We start from the raw sequence: 17,510 nt of genomic DNA, 5'->3' as shown, positions 1-17,510 counted from the left end.
GAAGCGGAGTCCTCTCACCGGCCATCCTCACGGCGGTGCTCGGCGAATAGGGAGGAAATCCCCCTAAACGCCACGATGGTGCGGACAGAGGGCATAGAGGGCGCTCATCGCCGACCTGGGCGCCCTCCGGCGCGCAGGCATGGTCAAGTAACCGAGGAATGAGCGTATTTGACGTTCCCTCATGTAGGCCCGGGGCTGCCGGGCCCTTGAGTAGGGTGCGCGGGTGACCGAACAAGCCCGCAAACCCTTCCTCTACGTCGTCGTCTGCGCCGCCGGGATCGCGGTGGACGTCGGCAGGCTGATCACCGCCGCCCAGGAGCGGGACTGGGAGGTCGGTGTCATCGCGACGCCCGTCGCCATGAACGGTTTCTTCGACACCGCCGCCGTCGAGGCGCTCACCGGACGACGGATCCGCTCCGCCTGGCGCACCCCCGGCGACCCGCGCCCCTTCCCGCCGCCCGACGCCGTGGTCGTCGCGCCCGCCACCTTCAACACGATCAACAAGTGGGCGGCCGGACTCGCCGACACCCTCGCCGTGGCCACCCTGTGCGAGGCCTACGGCCTGGGCGTCCCGGTCGCGGTACTCCCGTGTGTGGCCGACGCGCTGGCCGCCCATCCCGCCTACCAAGACAGTCTGATACGGCTGCGGCAGATGGACGTGAGGTTCGGTGAGCCGTACTCCGGTGAGGCGGGGGAGGACGGCGGGCGGCCCGACTTCGGGTGGGAACGGGCGCTGCACCTGCTGACCTGAGGGGGACCGTCGTACGCTCCCCTTCGTACCCTCGTACCTTCGTACCCATCCCGACGGCAGGAGCAGCAACGATGCAGTACGTGAAGCTCGGTTCGACGGGCCTGGACGTGTCGCGGATCAGTCTGGGCTGCATGACCTACGGCCTGCCCGACCGCGGCGCGCACGAGTGGACCCTCGACGAGGAGGCGTCACGTCCGCTCATCCGGCAGGCGCTGGAGACCGGGATCAACTTCTTCGACACCGCGAACGTCTACTCCGACGGCACCAGCGAGGAGATCGTCGGCAGGGCGCTCGCCGAGTTCGTCGAGCGTGACGACGTGGTGCTCGCCACCAAGGTGAACGGACGCATGCGGCCCGGACCCAACGGAGCCGGGCTGTCCCGCAAGGCGATCATGACCGAGATCGACCACAGCCTCGCCCGGCTCGGCACCGACTACGTCGACCTCTACCAGATCCACCGCTACGACCCGCACACCCCGGTCGAGGAGACCATGGAGGCGCTGCACGACCTGGTGAAGGCGGGCAAGGTCCGCTACATCGGGGCGAGTTCGATGTACGCCTGGCAGTTCTCCAAGATGCAGTACACGGCCGAGCGGCACGGCTGGACCAAGTTCGTCTCCATGCAGAACCACTACAACCTCCTCTACCGCGAGGAGGAGCGGGAGATGCTGCCGCTCTGCGCGGACCAGGGCGTGAGCACGCTGCCGTGGAGCCCGCTCGCCCGCGGGCGTCTCACCCGGGACTGGGGGACGGTGACCGAGCGCAGCGCCAACGACGACTTCGGCGGCCGGCTCTACCAGGAGGGCGACCGCACCATCGTCGAGGCCGTCACCCGTATCGCGGACGACCGTGGGGTCCCGCGCGCCCAGGTCGCCCTCGCCTGGCTGTTGCAGCGGGACACGGTGGCCGCCCCGATCGTCGGAGCGGCCAAGCCACGGCACATCGAGGACGCCGTGGCCGCCGTCGAACTCGAACTCAGCGACAAGGAGATCGAGGAGCTCGAACAGCCCTACACGGCCCGCCCGATCTCCGGTCACTGAGTCCTGTCACAACGATTCCCGTCGGACAGAGGGGATTCAGTGCGGCCCGTGCGGTGCGAACTCCGTGCCGCACGGGCCCGCGCCCTCGCTCTCCGGCAGCGGTACCCGTTCGCCGCTCATCGACAGCGTGCGGTAGAAGTGCCCGATGCGCTCGGTGGAACGCCCCACGTAGTGCCCGATGAACGACCGACGGAACCGGTCGGACGTGCGGTTGGGCTGCGAGCCGTGCACCAGGCTGCCGTTGAAGAACAGCACGTCCCCCGGCCGCATGTCGACCGGCGCGGCCGCGAGCCCCGGCGGCGGGGGCACGTACTCCCGGGCGAACGACACCTCCTCGTCCGCCTCCTCGGGGCAGAACACCTCCATCCGGTGGGTGCCCGGCACGACCTCCAGACCGCCGTTGTCCCGGTCGATCTCGTCGCAGGCGATCCACGCCGCCACACAGGTGCCCGGCTCGACCCGCAGGTAGAAGTTGTCCTGGTGCAGCGCCTGCCCCCGGGCCCCCGGCGGCTTGAAGTAGAACATGCTCTGCGCGGCCAGCGCCTCCTCCCCGAGCAGCGCCTCCAGCACGGAGCGCAGCCGTGGATCCAGCAGCACGCTCCGCGCGAGACCGTTGAACTCGTGCGGCTGCATCACCCGCGGGTAGCGGTGCAGCGGATCCGCCGACTCCCGGGGCTCGAAGTGCCCCGGCACCGGGCCCGCCGCGTGCAGCGCCGCGAACTCGGCGCGCAACCGGTCGATCTCGTCATACCCGAACAGACCCCGCACGACGGTGAAGCCGTCCTCCGCGAACGCCCGCCGCCCCGCCTCGGGCAGGATGGGAACGTCGGCGGTGCCGTTGTCCGTGACTGTCATTCGTCCGCTCCTCGGTCGGGTGCCGTCGCTACGACACGCTAGGCCGCCGCCCGCCGAAGGGGGATGCCCGTGACCGCTGACGGATTGCCCAGGACTGCCGCACCCGGTGACCCCGCCCCGCCGCCCGGCCTGGTGGTGGTCGGCCGCTACGACCAGCCCCCGGGGTACGGCGTCGACCGGCCAGGCGGTGCCGACAGTTGGCTCTTCATCTGGACCACCGGCGGACAGGGGCTGCTGAGTCAAGGGGAGTCCTGGACGCGGACGGGTGCCGGGGACCTGGTGGTGCTCGCCCCGGGCGTCCGGCACGACTACGGCGTCGCGGCGGGCGCCCGGCACTGGCGGTTCTGGTGGGCGCACTGCCGGGCCAGACCGTCCTGGCCGTCCTGGCTGCGTCCGTACGCCACCGGCGACGGCCTGCACGTGATCACCCCGACCCCGGCCACCGTGCACGACCGGATCGAGGCCGCGTTCCGCCGGATGCTCTCGGACGCCCGCTGGACGGGCACCGGGGCGCCGCCGGTGACGGAGGACGGCCGGGGACAGGTCGCGGTGGCGCACGGCACCGCGGCCCGCGAACTCGCCCTCTGCGCGCTGGAGGAAGTCGTCCTGCTCACCACCGGCGCCGACCGCGCACCGTCACCCCGGCCCGGCGTCGACCCCCGGGTGCGCCGTGCCCAGGAGCTGATCGCGGCCGACCCGGGAGCCCCGCACACCGTCCGCTCGCTCGCCGCCGAGGTGGCACTGTCCCCCTCCCGGTTCGCGCACCTGTTCTCCGGGCAGCTCGGTCGCTCGCCGATGCGGGAACTGCGCGAGGCGCGGCTGCGGCACGCCGCCCTGCTGCTGGAGGGCACCGACCTGCCGGTGGAACGCGTGGCAGCCGCCTGCGGCTTCGCGAGCCCCTGTCACTTCAACCGGGTCTTCCGCGAGCGTTACGGTCTGCCGCCCGGCGGTTACCGGTCGAGTGGCCCAATGGTTGGGACCCGGTCCGCGTAGTCGGCCGGAATGCGCGCTGGAGTGGTCGTCCAATGGTTTGAGCGGCCCGCGGTCGACTGGATGTCATTTCCGGATACGACGCACTGACACCGGGTCGATCCCCGGAGTGTCCCGGGTATGACACTTCGTCAAATCCCTTCGACGGGCACGCAATGCACAAAACCGCGTGATCTCTTGTTACAGCTCAGTGGCCTGTGCAAAGGTGTGCGAGGTCGACGCACGGACACCCATGTCTCCGCTGTGCGTACAAGGCCGCTCCCGTTCGCTCCCCACCGCTTCAAAAGAGCCGTCATGGCGGGCGTACGATATGCCGAACCTTGTGCGGATTGATCCCGTCGCTCAGCCGACGGCACCGCATACCCGTTGGTATGGAATTTGTGCAGTTTGTCCTCGGAGGAATGCCGCAGTGAATAGCGCAGGGCCGTCGAATTCCCCGACTCCCGCTCGCCCGAGCGATGCCACGGACGAGCAGCTGAGCGCCGAGCTCAAGAAGTGGAGTGGGGCGACACCCGCGCTGCAACCCGTCGGCGAACTCCTCGACCGGCACTGGGAAGCGGCCTTCGCCTACGCCAGGCTGTGCACCGACGGTCCGCGTCCCGCGGGCATGCTCACCACCGCCGCGTTCACCCGGCTCTTCGGGGAATCCCTGCGCCAGACCGGGCCGAGCTCCGCCTGGCGGCCCCACCTCCTGGTCACCGTGCGCCGGATCGCGGCGGAATGGGACACCGACCACCGACGTGAACAGCTGCACCCGGAACTGAGAACCGACGGCAACGGGGACCGGATCGCCGCCCGTATGCTGCCGCCCGCGAACCGCCGGATGCTGTCCGGGGCGTTCCAGCGGCTGCCCCAGTCGGCCCGCTGCCTGCTCTGGCACACCGAGGTCGAGGCGGAACCGCTCGACATACCCGCCGCGCTGCTCGGCCTGGACGAGGAGGGTGCCCGTGTCGAACTGGGGCGGGCCCGTGAGCGGTTGCGCGAGGAATGCCTCCAGGTCCACCGCGAACTCGCCCCCGAGCAGGAGTGCCGGCACTATCTGCGGCTGCTGGACGTGACCTACCGCCGTCGCGGCGTCGACGTGGACGCCGATCTGCGTGAGCACCTGGGGTGGTGCAGGCACTGCCGGGACACCGCGGACCAACTCCACCAGTTCAACGAGGGCCTCGGCGTCGCGCTCGCCGAAGCGGTACTCGGCTGGGGCGCCCAGGCCTACGTGGAGGCACGCGCGCACGTGCACGCCGTCCCGGACGGGACGATGACGCCGCCCGCGCCGGTCCCGGACGAGTTCTTCGGCGCGATGCCCCACACCTCCATTGCGGAACCCGCGTTCGCGGGCGAGAACTTCGCGCCCTTCGCGCCCGATGCCGCGCCCTTGACGCCTCCCGTGCCCGCGGGCAGCCGTACCGGCACCCGCGCCCGCTCGCGCGGCGCCTCGCGCGGGTCCGCCCACAAGTCACCCCGCCGTGCCTCCCGCCGCCGCGCTTCCCGCCGCAATCTCACCGTGGCCGTCCTCACCGTCAGCGGGCTGATCGTCCTGCCGCTGGTCCTGTGGTCGTCCATCGGCTCCTCGGACGGCGCTCCGCAGGCCGACGGCCTCTCCGCCGAGCCCGGCACCGGGTCGGGCACGTCGACGTCCGACCGGTCCTGGGTCGAAGCCGGCGACGCGCAGCAGGGCACCGTGCGCGGGCGGCTGCACAACGTCACGTCCGGCCTCTGTGTCGGCCTCGTCGGCGGAAAGGCCGTAGAGGGCGCGGAGACCGCCCTCACCACCTGCTCCTCGGACCGGGGCCAGCAGTGGTCGTACGAGCCCGAAGGTCTGCTGCGCAGCGCGGACGCCCCCGACCTGTGCATGGACTCCCACCTCGGCCACTCGGTGGTGCTGGCCCCCTGCACGGCCGCTGCCAAGTCCGACAGCAAGAACATCCGCTACGACTTCACCCTCCAGGGCGCCCTCGTCCCCCGCTGGGACCAGGACCTGGCGCTCACTCCCGCGGCCACCGACGCGTCGGGCGCGCTGGTCCTCAAGAACCGGGACGACAGCAACTCGGCTCAGCACTGGGTCATCGACACCTCCAAGACCGACCTCCAGATGGAGGTGGTCAACTGGGACGCCGACACCACCCCCGTGCGGGCGCCCGAGGCCCCGCCCGCCCCCAAGGTGTCGAAGAGCCCGTCACCCACGTCCGCACCCCCGTCCACCCCCGAGCCGACGCCTTCCGCGACCCCGCCGACCCCGCGGGCCACCCACGCGCCGACGCCGTCGTACCCGTATCCCACGAACGGGCCCTCGGGGAGCGGTGGGTACGGGGGAGGCTACGGCGGGTACGGGGGAGGCTACTGGGGCGGCGGGTACGGCGGTTACGGAGGGTACGGCCCGTACTACGGCGCCGGCGGGCAGCGCTGACCGGGCTACGGACCGGTCTGGTCGATCCTGTCCTGCTCGGGTCCCGCCCGTCGGTTCAGACCCCGACGACCTGGAGCGACGCCCACAGCGCCAGCACCGCGGATATGAGAGCGGCCGGTACGCAGAGCAGTCCGAGCCGGGTGAACTCGCCCACCTCGACATCGTGCCCGTGCCCGTGCGCGATGCGCCGCCACAGCAGCGTGGCCAGCGACCCGGCATAGGTGAGGTTCGGGCCGATGTTCACCCCGAGCAGCACGGCGAGCACCGCGCCGGGCCCGGCCGCCGCGGTCAGCGGCAGCAGGACCAGTACCGCGGGCAGGTTGTTGATCAGGTTCGCCAGTACGGCGGCCAGCACGGCGATGCCGAGCAGCGCGGCGAGACCCGTCCCGCCCGGCAGCGCGTGACGCAGCGCGCCGGCGAGGCCGTTGTCGACGACCGCCCGGACGACGATCCCCAGCGCCAGGACGAAGGCCAGGAAGGCGGGCTGCGCCGCCCGTACCACCGAGAGCGGGGTGGCCTGCCGACGCGCGAGGGCCCGGCCGGCCAGCACCAGGGCCCCCGCCAGCGCGGCCCAGGCCGGCTCGATGCCGAGGGCCGAGGCCACCACGAACCCGGCCAGCGTGCAGGCGACGGTGACCAGCGCGAACACCGGCAATTCGGGTTCGTCGGCAGGATCGGCCGGGTGAGTGGTCCGAGTCAGCTCGCGGTCGAAGAAGCGCCGGAACACCACGTACTCGGCCAGTATCGCCACCAGCCACGGCAGCGCCATCAGGGCCGCGAAGCGGGTGAAGCTCAGCCCGCTCGCCGCGAACGCCAGCAGATTGGTGAGGTTCGAGACCGGCAGCAGCAGCGAGGCGGTGTTCGACAGGTGCGCGCTCGCGTAGGCGTGCGGCTTCGCGGCCACGCCCATCCGGGAGGCCGTGGCGAACACCACCGGTGTCAGCAGCACCACGGTCGCGTCCAGACTGAGCACGGCCGTGATCGCCGACGCCAGCACGAACACCGCCGTCAGCAGCCGCCTCGGTGACCCCGCCGCCCGGCGGGCCATCCACGCCCCGCACGCCTTGAAGAGCCCCTCGACGTCGCAGAAGTGGGCGAGCACCAGCACCGCGGCCAGGAACGCCACCACCGGGCCCAGCCGCTCGGCCTCCTGCCGCGCGTGCTCCAGCGAGATCGCGCCGCCGACGATCGCCGCCCCCGCCGCGGGGACCGCGACCACCGCCTCCGGCCATCCGAAGGGGCGTAGCACCGCCCACGTGAGGACGGCGACGAGCAGGACGACGGACAGGGATTCGGCGAGCGGGGTGTTCAGGGTCGATCCTTCGAACGCGATGGGCGGGGGCCGGCCGCCCATCAAAGCAGGCAAGGGTAAGAGCCCCCACGCCTACCCCGTACCGGGCCGCTCGCGACCACCCCGCCCGCCCGTACCGACGCCTCCTCGGGCGGCACGGGAATCGTCAGACAGGCCCTAGCCGCCGGTCACGGTCCGGTGCCGGGACTGAACGGGAGCAGACGTACCGACGACTCGTTGCCGGACACCGGCACCTTTCCGCCCCGCCACGGCACCTTCAGCGGGTCCCGCTCGTTCGGCGGTGTCACCAGGAGCGACGCCGGAGTGGCCGCGTGCGCCCCGCTGATCTCGGGGTTGGCGAACGACAGCCCGGCCCACGCGCTCCTCCCCGGCGCCAGCGTCACCGTCTCGGGCGTGGCGGAGGACCGTTTCGGGTCCGGCCCCAGCTGCCTGCCGGACGTGTCGAGGAAGGCGGCCCCCGGGTAGCCGCGCACGGTGCAGGTACGGCTGGAGGCGTTGGTCAGGACCACGGGGAAGTTCTCCTGGCCGGCGCCCGGGTCGTTGCGGCCGACGGTCGCGCGCAGCTCGGAGGTGTGGCAGCGACTGAGGGCGGCGGCCGGGGAGGCGGCGGACCGGGTGGCGGCCGGCGGGGTGGAGCCACCGTCGTCCGGGCTCGGTGTCGAGGTCCTCGCGGTGGAGCCGGTGCCGGTGGGAGCGGCCGAGGAGGTGGCGGCGCCGCTGGTGGTCGAGTCCGTCTGCGGAGCGCCCGCCGTGTCGCCGTCGCCGCACGCGGTCAGCAGCCCCAGTACCGCGACCGTTCCGGCGAGCAGGGCCGCCCGCGGCGCGCTTCGGGATGTCTTCGCCATGTCTGCCCACACTCCCAAAGAGACCTCACGCACGGGGACGGGGATGACCCACGTGCTTACGGTGCGCTGTGCCCCGTCACAGCGGCCCGACACGGACGGACGCCGAGATGCTCGCGCGTCGCCCACAACGAATCGTGTCAGCTTCCGCCGGGTACGGCCTCCGGGATCAACGCGGTCGGTCGCCGGGGCGGCGCCGTCCTGCTGTCCGGGACGGTCTGAGGTCATGCCTCGTCGAGGAGGGGGATCTCCGCCCAGATGGTCTTGCCTTCCTCCGTGTGCCGGCTGCCCCAGCGCTCGGTGAGCTGGGCGACCAGCAGCAGACCGCGGCCGCCCTCGTCCCACGTCTTGGCCCGACGCAGATGCGGGGCCGTGTGGCTGGTGTCGGACACTTCGCAGATCAACGTGTTCGCGTCATGGATCAGTCGCAGCCGGACCGGGTGGGCGCCGTACCGGAGGGCGTTGGTGACCAGCTCGCTGACCACGAGCTCGGCGGTGAACGCCGCGTCGCTCTGACCCCATCGGGTGAGCTGGGCGACGACCTGCTTGCGGATCGGGGAGACCAGCGCGGGGTCGGACGGGATGTCCCAGGTGGCGACCTGGGAGGCGGGCAGCCCGAGCGTGCGCGCCAGCAGCAGGGCCACGTCGTCGAGGGCGCCGCCCGGCGGGAGCAGCTGGTGCAGCACGCGGTCGCAGGTCTCGTCCAGCGAGCCGGAGTCGGAGCCGGCCGCCAGCGCCTCGCAGAGCAGCGCGTGGCTGGCGTCCACGTCCCGCTCCCGGGTCTCGATCAGGCCGTCGGTGTAGAGGGACAGCACGGTCCCCTCGGGCAGTTCGACCTCCGCGCACTCGAACGGCAGCCCACCCAGCCCCAGCGGCGGCCCCGCGGGCAGATCGATCTCCTCGGGGGTGCCGCCCGGCGCGAGCATGACCGGCGCCGGATGCCCGGCCCGGGCCAGCGTGCAGCACCGGGACACCGGGTCGTACACCGCGTACAGGCAGGTGGCGCCCACCTCGCCGGGGTTGCCGATGCCGCCCGCCTCCGCGGACAGCCGCGCCACCAGGTCGTCCAGGTGGGTGAGCAGCTCGTCGGGCGCCAGGTCGATGTCGGCGAGGGTGCGTACGGCGGTGCGCAGCCGGCCCATCGTCGCCGACGCCTGGATGCCGTGGCCGATGACGTCCCCGACGACCATCGCGACACGCATCCCGGACAGCGGGATCACGTCGAACCAGTCGCCGCCCACTCCCGCCCGGGCCGCCGGGAGATACCGGGAGGCCGCTTCCACGGCGGCCGTGCGCGGCAGTGACTTGGGGAGCAGACTGCGCTGGAGGGCGAGGGCGGTCTCCCGCTCGCGGGAGTAACGGCGGGCGTTGTCGATGCAGACCGCCGCCCTGGCCGTGATCTCCTCGGCGAGCAGCACGTCGTCCGGCGTGAACCTGTCCGCGCGCCGAAAGCGGGTGAGCACCGCCACCCCGAGGGTCTGGCCGCGCGCCTGGATCGGTACCGACATCGTGGAGTGGATGCCGTACTGCCGTATGCGGTCCAGCCGTACCGTGTCCCAGGAGAGCCAGTGGGCGAGGTCGCCGGTGTCCGTCGACGCCACGATGGTGTGCCCCGCGACCATGGAGTCGGCCTGCGGGGAGGGGGCGGGGTAGACGTCCAGCTGGCCCGGCTTGGCGACCGCCTCCGGGCTGCCCGGGTTGACCGACTGGTGGGCTGCCCGGCGCAGACTGACCGGCGCGGTCAGCCGGTCGGTGAACGGCTCGCCGCCCGCCTCCGGAGGGTCCAGCAGATCGATGCTGACGAAGTCGGCGAGGGCGGGCACACAGACGTCCGCGAGCTCCTGGGCGGTCTGGGCGACGTCGAGGGTGGTGCCGACCCGGACGCTCGCCTCGTTCACCAGCTGCAGCCGCTCCTGGGCGAGGTGGTGCTCGGTGAAGTCGTGGGCGGCGACGCACACGCCGCACACCCGGCCGGTGTCGTCGGTGATCGGGGCGATCCGGGCCAGCCAGGCGTTCACGTGGCCGTCGTCGCCGATCGGCAGGTACGTGCGGACGTCGTGCCCCTGGCCGGTGGTCAGCACCCGGTGCAGATGCTGCTCGATGTCCAGGCTCTGGGCCCGTCCGCTCATCTCCGCCACCCTGAGCCCCCGCACCCGCTCCTCGGGCAGTCCGAGCACCTCGGCCATGGCGGCGTTCATCCGGCGCAGCCGCAGCCGCTCGTCGTAGATCGCGACCGCGCAGGGGGCCTGGAGGAGCTGGGCCCGCTCCAGGGGGTCTTCCTCGGGCGGGAGCGGCCCGTCGCCGTCCAGCGGGGTCACCACGAGCCACTGTCCCGGCGCGGCGCCCTCGGCGCCCCGGTGGTGGGCGAGCAGCCATACGGTGACCGTCGAGCCGTCGCGGTGACGCAGCGTGAGGGTGCCGTCCTCGCGGGGGCCCTCCGGCATGCGTGGCGCGGATCCGTCGGCCAGGAGTTCGGCAGCGGGGCGGCCCACGACCTCGGCGGCCGTGTGGCCCAGGAGCTTGACGGCCCCGTCGTTCCACTCGACGAGCGTACCCGTGGCGTCGATGACCGCCCGCGCGGTGGCGGCATCGTCGTACGGGTAGCCAGGTCTCATCGGCGCCCACTCCATTGCGCACACTCTCAGTGAACAGGTGCCTTCACTTGGGCTCCAGGGTAGTGCGTCGGGCCCTCCCGCGGATGGGAACCCCAGTGCGGGCGGTCCGGTGACCGGACCTCGGGCAAGAGGGAAAACCGGCCGTTGTGGCCCCTGGGGCAGAAGCCCGTTCCCGCACCCTTGACGGGCCCGAGTGGTCGGCCGTCAGAATCTGTTTGTTCACGATCAATTGTGATTACTTCTGAGTCCTGATGAGGGAGAGCCGTCATGCAGGTCACGCGTCGATCGGTCTTATTCGCCTCCGCGGCCGCACCGGCTGCGGGAGCGCTGCTGGGCACCCCGGTGGCATGGGCCGCCGAGGCCGCGGCAGACGCGAAGGGCCGCAGTACCGTCGCCCTGCGCGACGGCTGGCGCTTCGCGCTGGTCAACCCGGGCGGCATCACCGACCCGACCGGTGCGTACGCCGACGCCGCAGCGCCGGGCTACGACGACTCCGGATGGCGCGAGGTCGCGGTGCCGCACGACTGGAGCATCGAGCTGACGCCGACCACGCAGAACGGCACCACGAGCGGCACCGGGTTCTTCCCCGGCGGGCTCGGCTGGTACCGCCTCGCCTTCACCCTGCCGCCCGCCCTGGCCGGCAAGCGGATCTCGGTGGAGTTCGACGGCGTCTACATGGACTCGTACGTCCACTGCAACGGCACCGAGGTCGGGCGGCACCCCTACGGGTACACCGGTTTCGCCTTCGACCTCACCGACCTGCTGCACACCGACGGCAGCACGGAGAACGTGATCGCGGTCAAGGTGCAGAACCGGCTCCCCAGCAGCCGCTGGTACTCGGGCAGCGGCATCTACCGCGAGGCCCGCCTGGTCGTCACCGAACCGGTGCACGTGGCCCGCTGGGGCACCCGTGTCACCACGCCCGAGATCACCGCGGAACGCGCCACGGTCGAGGCGCGGATCTCCGTGCTGAACGAGTCCGGAACCGCGGGCCCGGTCGAGATCCGGTCCCGGATCAAGGACCCCCACGGGCGCACCGTGGCCCGCGCGACGACCACGGTCGACGTCGCCGGGCAGGCCACCGAGACCCACGAACTCACCGTTGAACGACCGCAGTTGTGGGACCTCGAGACGCCCCGCCGCTACACCCTGGAGACCGAACTGCGGGTCGGCGGCAAGGCCGTCGACACCTACCGCACTCCCTTCGGCTTCCGGACCTTCCGCTTCGACCCGGACGAGGGCTTCCACCTCAACGGTACGTACCACAAGCTCAAGGGCGTCGACCTGCACCACGACCTCGGCGCGCTCGGCGCCGCGGTCAGCAAGGACGCGATCCGGCGGCAGATGACCATCATGCGGTCGATGGGCGTCAACGCCTTCCGCACCTCGCACAACCCGCCCTCCCCGGAGATGATCGAGGTCTGCGAGGAGCTGGGCATCGTGATGCTGGTGGAGGCGTTCGACTGCTGGCGCAGCTCCAAGACGCGCTACGACTACGGCCGCTTCTTCGACGAGTGGTCCGACCGGGACATCGCGGAGATGGTGCTGGCGGCCCGCAACTCGCCCGCCGTCCTCATGTGGTCGATCGGCAACGAGATCTCCGAGTTCACCTCCACCGCCGGACTCACCATCGCGGACCGCCTCATCGCCGGCATCAAGGCACTCGACGACACCCGCCCCGTCGTGATCGGCTCCGACCGGCACCGCAGCCTGCCGGCCCCCGGCACCCCGGGCGACCTGATTCTCGCCAAGCTCGACGGCCTCGGCCTCAACTACAACAGCGCCAAGTCGGTGGACGCCCTGCACGCCCGCTACCCGCACCTGTTCCTCTTCGAGTCGGAGTCGTCCTCCGAGACCTCGACACGCGGCGCCTACCAGGAGCCCGAGCACCTCAACACCGGTGAGAACCACACGCCGGGCAAGCGGGAGACCTCCTCGTACGACAACAACCTCGCCTCCTGGACCATGAGCGGCGAGTACGGTCACAAGAAGGACCGGGACCGGAAGTGGTTCGCGGGGCAGTTCCTGTGGTCCGGCATCGACTACATCGGGGAACCGACGCCGTACGACGTCTTCCCGGTGAAGGGGTCCTTCTTCGGCGCGGTCGACACGGCGGGCTTCCCGAAGGACATGTACCACCTGTTCCGCAGCCAGTGGGTCGCCGAGCCCATGGTCCACCTGCTGCCGATGACCTGGAACCACCAGGAGGGCGAGACCGTCGAGGTGTGGGCGTACGCCAACGTCGACACCGTCGAACTGTTCCTCAACGGCACCTCACTCGGCACCCGGACCTTCGACCGCAAGAAGACCGTAGACGGCCGCGCCTACCTGGAGACCACCGAGGCGACCGGCGACGACAAGACCTTCACCGACGGCCCCTACCCGGGCAGCTACACCAGCCCGAACGGCAGCGCGGGCAAGCTCCACCTCGGCTGGAAAGTGCCGTACCGGCCGGGCGAGTTGAAGGCGGTCGCCCGCAGACACGGCAAGGTGGTCGCCACCGACGTGCTGCGCACAGCGGGCAGACCGCACGCCGTACGCCTCACCGCCGACCGCCGGTCCCTGGCCGCCGACGGCCGTGCGCTGGTCTTCGTCACCGCGGACATCGTCGACGCCCGCGGTGTGGTCGTGCCGGACGCCGAGCACCTGATCTCCTTCGCGGTGACGGGCGGTTCGCTCGCCGGACTCGACAACGGCCGGGAGGAGAGCGCCGAGCGCTACCAGGCCAGTACCCGGACCGCCTTCCACGGCAAGGCGCTGGCGATCGTACGGTCCTCCGCGCGGCCGGGGTCCCTGAAGGTGACCGCCCGGGTGGAGGGCCTGCGGCCGGGCTCCGTGACCGTGCGCACCACCCCCGCCCGGTCGTCCGCCGCCACCCCGGCGGCCAGGTTCGAGCCGGACCACCCGGCCCCGGTCAACTATCCCTTGGCGGACGCCAGTTACTCCGGCCGCCCGGACACGCTGCCCGCCGCGATGCTCGACGGCGACCCGGCCACCGGCTGGTCCAACGCCTTCAGCAAGGCGGCCACAGCCCTGCTGCCCGCGTTCGCGGGGGCCCGGGCCGAGGACTGGGTCTCGGTGGACTTCGGGCGCACCCGGACCTTCGACCGGGCGGAGGTCTCCTTCACGCTGAGCGAGACCCACAGCCTGCCCGCCGCTGTCGAGGTCGAGGTGTGGGACGGCGACGCGTACGTACCGGTGAAGGGTGCGGTCGTCGACTGGGCCACCGCCTCGGACGCGCCGACGGTCATCACCTTCGACGCCGTGCGCGGATCCCGGCTGCGGCTTACGCTGAACAGCGCGCACCCCGGCGAGGTCCGGGGCGCGATGCGCGTCAGCAAGCTGGAGGTTCCGGCGGGCTGAAACGGGCGCGGCCGGGACGGGCCAGTCCTGTCCCGGCCGTTGACGGAGTGTCATGTTTCCAACAAGCATGGCTGCGTCCGCCTCTGGGAGCGCTCCCATGCGAGCGTCACCCGCACCTCCCCCCGAGGAGCCCAGACGTGAAACGACGCAGAACCGCCCTGCTGTCCCTGACGGCCCTGCTGGGGGCCGCCCTGGTGGGCCTTCCCGCCCCCGGTGCCGCCGCCGACGAGGTCGAACAGGTCAAGAACGGCACCTTCGACACCACCACCGCTCCCTGGTGGACCACCAGCAACGTCACCGCGGGCCTGTCCGAGGGGCGGCTCTGCGCGGACGTGCCGGGCGGCACCGCCAACCGCTGGGACGCCGCCGTCGGCCAGAACGACATCACCCTGGTGAAGGGGGAGTCCTACCGGTTCTCCTTCACCGCGAACGGCTCGCCCGACGGACACGTCGTCCGCGCGATCGTCGGCCTGTCGGTGGCGCCCTACGACACCTACTTCGAGGTGAGCCCGCAGCTGAGCGTGTCGGGGAACAGGTACTCCTACACGTTCACCGCACCCGTCGACACCACCCAGGGCCAGGTCGGCCTCCAGCTCGGTGGCAGCGCGGACCCGTTCCGTTTCTGCATGGACGACGTGTCCCTGCTGGGCGGGGTGCCGCCCGAGGTGTACGAGCCCGACACCGGGCCCCGGGTGCGGGTCAACCAGGTCGCCTATCTGCCCTCGGGGCCCAAGAACGCGACGCTCGTCACCGACGCGACCACGAAACTGCCCTGGCAGCTGAAGAACTCCGCAGGCGTGGTCGTGGCCCACGGCTGGACCGTCCCGCGCGGCACTGACGCCTCCTCCGGGCAGAACGTCCACTCCATCGACTTCGGCGCCTACAAGAAGCGCGGCACCGGCTTCACTCTGGTGGCCGACGGCGAGACCGGCCGTCCCTTCGACATAGGCACGGGCGCCTACGAGAAGCTGCGCCTGGACGCCGCGAAGTACTACTACACGCAGCGCAGCGGCATCGCGATCCGCGACGACCTGCGCCCGGGCTACGCCCGCCCCGCCGGCCACGTCGGCGTCGCACCCAACCAGGGCGACGCGAACGTGCCGTGCCGGCCGGGCGGGTGCGACTACACGCTGGACGTCTCCGGCGGCTGGTACGACGCCGGCGACCACGGCAAGTACGTCGTCAACGGCGGCATCTCCGTCTGGGAGCTGCTGAGCACCTACGAGCGTTCCCTGACCGCCCGCACCGGACAGCCGGCCAAGCTGGGCGACGGCTCGCTCGCCATCCCGGAGAGCGGCAACAAGGTCCCGGACATCCTCGACGAGGTCCGCTGGGAGCTGGACTTCCTGATGAAGATGCAGGTGCCGGACGGGCAGCCGCTGGCCGGCATGGCCCACCACAAGATGCACGACGCACAGTGGACCGGCCTGCCGCTGCTGCCCAGCGACGACCCGCAGAAGCGCGAACTGCACCCGCCGAGCACCCAGGCGACCCTGAACCTGGCCGCGACGGCCGCACAGGCGGCACGCCTGTACCGGCCCTACGACCGGGAGTTCGCCGCGCGGGCCCTCACCGCCGCCCGCAAGGCCTGGGCTGCCGCGCTCGCCCACCCCGAGATGTACGCCGACCCGAACGACGGCATCGGCGGCGGCAGCTACGCGGACTCCGACGCCACCGACGAGTTCTACTGGGCGGCCGCCGAGCTGTACCTGACCACGGGGGAGAAGACGTTCGCCGACCACGTGCTCGCCTCGCCGGTCCACACGGCCGACATCTTCGGCTCCCTCGGCTACGACTGGGCCCGTACGGCCGCGGCGGCCCGCCTCGACCTCGCGACCGTGCCGAGCCGACTGCCCGGCCGGGACAAGGTGCGCCAGTCGGTGATCAAGGGCGCCGACCGCTACCTCGCCACCCTGGCGTCACAGCCGTACGGCATGCCCTACGCGCCCGCCGGCAACCTGTACGACTGGGGCTCCAACCACCAGATCCTGCACAACGCGGTCGTCATCGCCACCGCCTACGACATCAGCGGCGCCTCGAAGTACCGGGACGGGGCCGTCCAGAGCATGGACTACCTGCTAGGCCGCAACGCGCTGAACATGTCGTACGTGACCGGCTACGGCGAGGTCAACTCTCATAACCAGCACAGCCGTTGGTACGCCCATGAGCTCGACCCCGGTCTGCCGTCCCCGCCCGTCGGAACTCTCGCGGGCGGACCGAACTCGTCCATCCAGGACCCCTACGCACAGAGCAAACTCCAGGGCTGCGTCGGTCAGTTCTGCTACATCGACGACATCCAGTCCTGGTCGACCAACGAGCACACGATCAACTGGAACTCCGCCCTGACCCGGATGGCGTCCTTCGTCGCCGATCAGGCCTGAGGGCCCCGCCCCATCCGTGCCCCGGCCGCTCCCGGGCGGCCGGGGCACGCCCCGCCTCGGTCAGGACGCGTCATGGAAGACGATCCCGAGGGCGTGCCGGCTGCCCGAGCGCACGACACTCACGCCGTGCCGCATGGCTCCGGCCGACCAGCCGCGCCGGGTGCGCACCGGGTGGTCCCGGGTGGTGAAGACCAGCCCATGTCCCTGGCGCAGCGCGGTGGCCGTGCCGCGGGACTGCGCGCGGGGACGCTGCTCCACCATCAGGAACTCACCGCCCGTGTAGTCGGTGCCGTACGCGTCGAGGCCGACGACCACCTGGAGCGGGAACAGCAGCTCCCCGAACACATCACGGTGCAGCGCGTTCCAGTCGCCCTCGCCGTACCGCAGCAGGATCTGCGCCGACCTGTTCTGCCCGGCCGCGTGGCAGCGCTCCAGCCAAGCGCCGAGCGAGTCGGGCCAGGGAGCCGGGCGGCCGAGCCGGGCCGCCCAGTCCCGGGCGATCGGCAGCAGCCGCGGGTAGAGGCTCTCGCGCAGCGCGGCGACCGGGTCGGGCAGGTCGTGTGTGAAATAGCGGTACTGCCCGGAGCCGAAGCGATGCCGCGCCATGTCGACCGTCGTCCGGAACAGCTCCGGCTTCTCGTACAGCGCCGCCAGGTCGCGGCACTCGGCGGGCGTCAGCAGCTGCGCAGTGGTGGCGCAGCCGTGCGTGTCCAGGTCCTCGGCGAGCGCGCCCCAGTCGGTGCCGTCGACCCGCCGTACGGCTGTGTCGGTGCTGAGCGTCATGAGGTCCGCCCCTCCTCCCGTCCTGTGCGGGTGATGTCCCGTCGGTGTTCTCCCTCCCGAGTGTGCGGCCGGCGCGGTCCTTGCTCCGGCGGGAATCGGACCTGGTGTTTCTGATCCTTTGGTACCGCGCAGACCCTGCCTTGACCTGGTGGTATTTACGGGTGAGTACCC

The 17,510-nt window shown here is 71.7% G+C and carries 11 protein-coding genes; 6 read left to right on the top strand and 5 right to left on the bottom strand.

All coding sequences use genetic code 11. From position 1 onward, the window contains the following. The first annotated feature begins 223 nt into the window (after positions 1 to 223). Together ACFYRY_RS25660 and ACFYRY_RS25655 are read left to right on the top strand one after the other, a co-directional pair. On the top strand, positions 224 to 751 hold the full coding sequence (locus ACFYRY_RS25660; RefSeq protein ID WP_389150004.1) for a flavoprotein: 528 nt from the start codon (positions 224 to 226) through the stop codon (positions 749 to 751). Between the two features lie 71 nt (positions 752 to 822). Further along, on the top strand, positions 823 to 1,791 hold the full coding sequence (locus ACFYRY_RS25655) for an aldo/keto reductase (RefSeq protein ID WP_389150001.1): 969 nt from the start codon (positions 823 to 825) through the stop codon (positions 1,789 to 1,791). Between the two features lie 36 nt (positions 1,792 to 1,827). Here the strand turns inward: ACFYRY_RS25655 and ACFYRY_RS25650 are convergent, their stop codons facing one another. Continuing rightward, positions 1,828 to 2,646 (bottom strand): phytanoyl-CoA dioxygenase family protein, encoded by an 819-nt coding sequence (locus ACFYRY_RS25650; protein ID WP_389149999.1) that lies wholly within the window; start codon positions 2,644 to 2,646, stop codon positions 1,828 to 1,830. 63 nt (positions 2,647 to 2,709) lie between these two features. On the opposite strand from ACFYRY_RS25650, the gene ACFYRY_RS25645 reads away from it, so the two are divergent. Beyond that, positions 2,710 to 3,639 carry a helix-turn-helix domain-containing protein gene (locus ACFYRY_RS25645; RefSeq protein ID WP_389149996.1) on the top strand — a complete coding sequence of 310 codons (930 nt, stop codon included), beginning with the start codon at positions 2,710 to 2,712 and terminating at the stop codon, positions 3,637 to 3,639. Between the two features lie 406 nt (positions 3,640 to 4,045). Beyond that, on the top strand, positions 4,046 to 6,043 hold the full coding sequence (locus ACFYRY_RS25640; RefSeq protein ID WP_389149993.1) for a ricin-type beta-trefoil lectin domain protein: 1,998 nt from the start codon (positions 4,046 to 4,048) through the stop codon (positions 6,041 to 6,043). A 55-nt stretch (positions 6,044 to 6,098) separates the two neighbouring features. On the opposite strand, the gene ACFYRY_RS25635 is transcribed toward ACFYRY_RS25640, so the two are convergent. The 3 genes from ACFYRY_RS25635 to ACFYRY_RS25625 form a co-directional block, all read right to left on the bottom strand. Beyond that, positions 6,099 to 7,397, bottom strand: a complete 1,299-nt coding sequence (locus ACFYRY_RS25635; RefSeq protein WP_389149990.1) for an arsenic transporter — start codon at positions 7,395 to 7,397, stop codon at positions 6,099 to 6,101. Between the two features lie 125 nt (positions 7,398 to 7,522). Beyond that, the gene (locus ACFYRY_RS25630; protein ID WP_389149987.1) at positions 7,523 to 8,200 is read right to left on the bottom strand and encodes a DUF4232 domain-containing protein; all 678 of its coding nucleotides are present in this window, start codon (positions 8,198 to 8,200) and stop codon (positions 7,523 to 7,525) included. 221 nt (positions 8,201 to 8,421) lie between these two features. Then, positions 8,422 to 10,812 carry a SpoIIE family protein phosphatase gene (locus ACFYRY_RS25625; RefSeq protein WP_389149984.1) on the bottom strand — a complete coding sequence of 797 codons (2,391 nt, stop codon included), beginning with the start codon at positions 10,810 to 10,812 and terminating at the stop codon, positions 8,422 to 8,424. Positions 10,813 to 11,079: 267 nt separating this feature from the next. On the opposite strand from ACFYRY_RS25625, the gene ACFYRY_RS25620 reads away from it, so the two are divergent. Then, complete coding sequence (locus ACFYRY_RS25620) at positions 11,080 to 14,175, top strand: glycoside hydrolase family 2 TIM barrel-domain containing protein (RefSeq protein ID WP_389149981.1); 3,096 nt, start codon at positions 11,080 to 11,082, stop codon at positions 14,173 to 14,175. A 137-nt stretch (positions 14,176 to 14,312) separates the two neighbouring features. Continuing rightward, entirely contained in the window at positions 14,313 to 16,556 is a 2,244-nt protein-coding gene (locus ACFYRY_RS25615; protein ID WP_389149979.1) for a glycoside hydrolase family 9 protein, read from the top strand. 60 nt (positions 16,557 to 16,616) lie between these two features. Here ACFYRY_RS25615 and ACFYRY_RS25610 read toward each other — a convergent pair whose 3' ends face one another. After that, entirely contained in the window at positions 16,617 to 17,339 is a 723-nt protein-coding gene (locus tag ACFYRY_RS25610) for a 2OG-Fe(II) oxygenase (RefSeq protein ID WP_389149976.1), read from the bottom strand. Positions 17,340 to 17,510: the final 171 nt, after the last annotated feature.

It is taken from the genome of Streptomyces sp. NPDC005263, assembly GCF_042872365.1.
In the GTDB taxonomy this organism is placed as follows: Bacteria; Actinomycetota; Actinomycetes; order Streptomycetales; family Streptomycetaceae; genus Streptomyces.
This window is presented reverse-complemented; position numbering and strand designations above follow the sequence as displayed.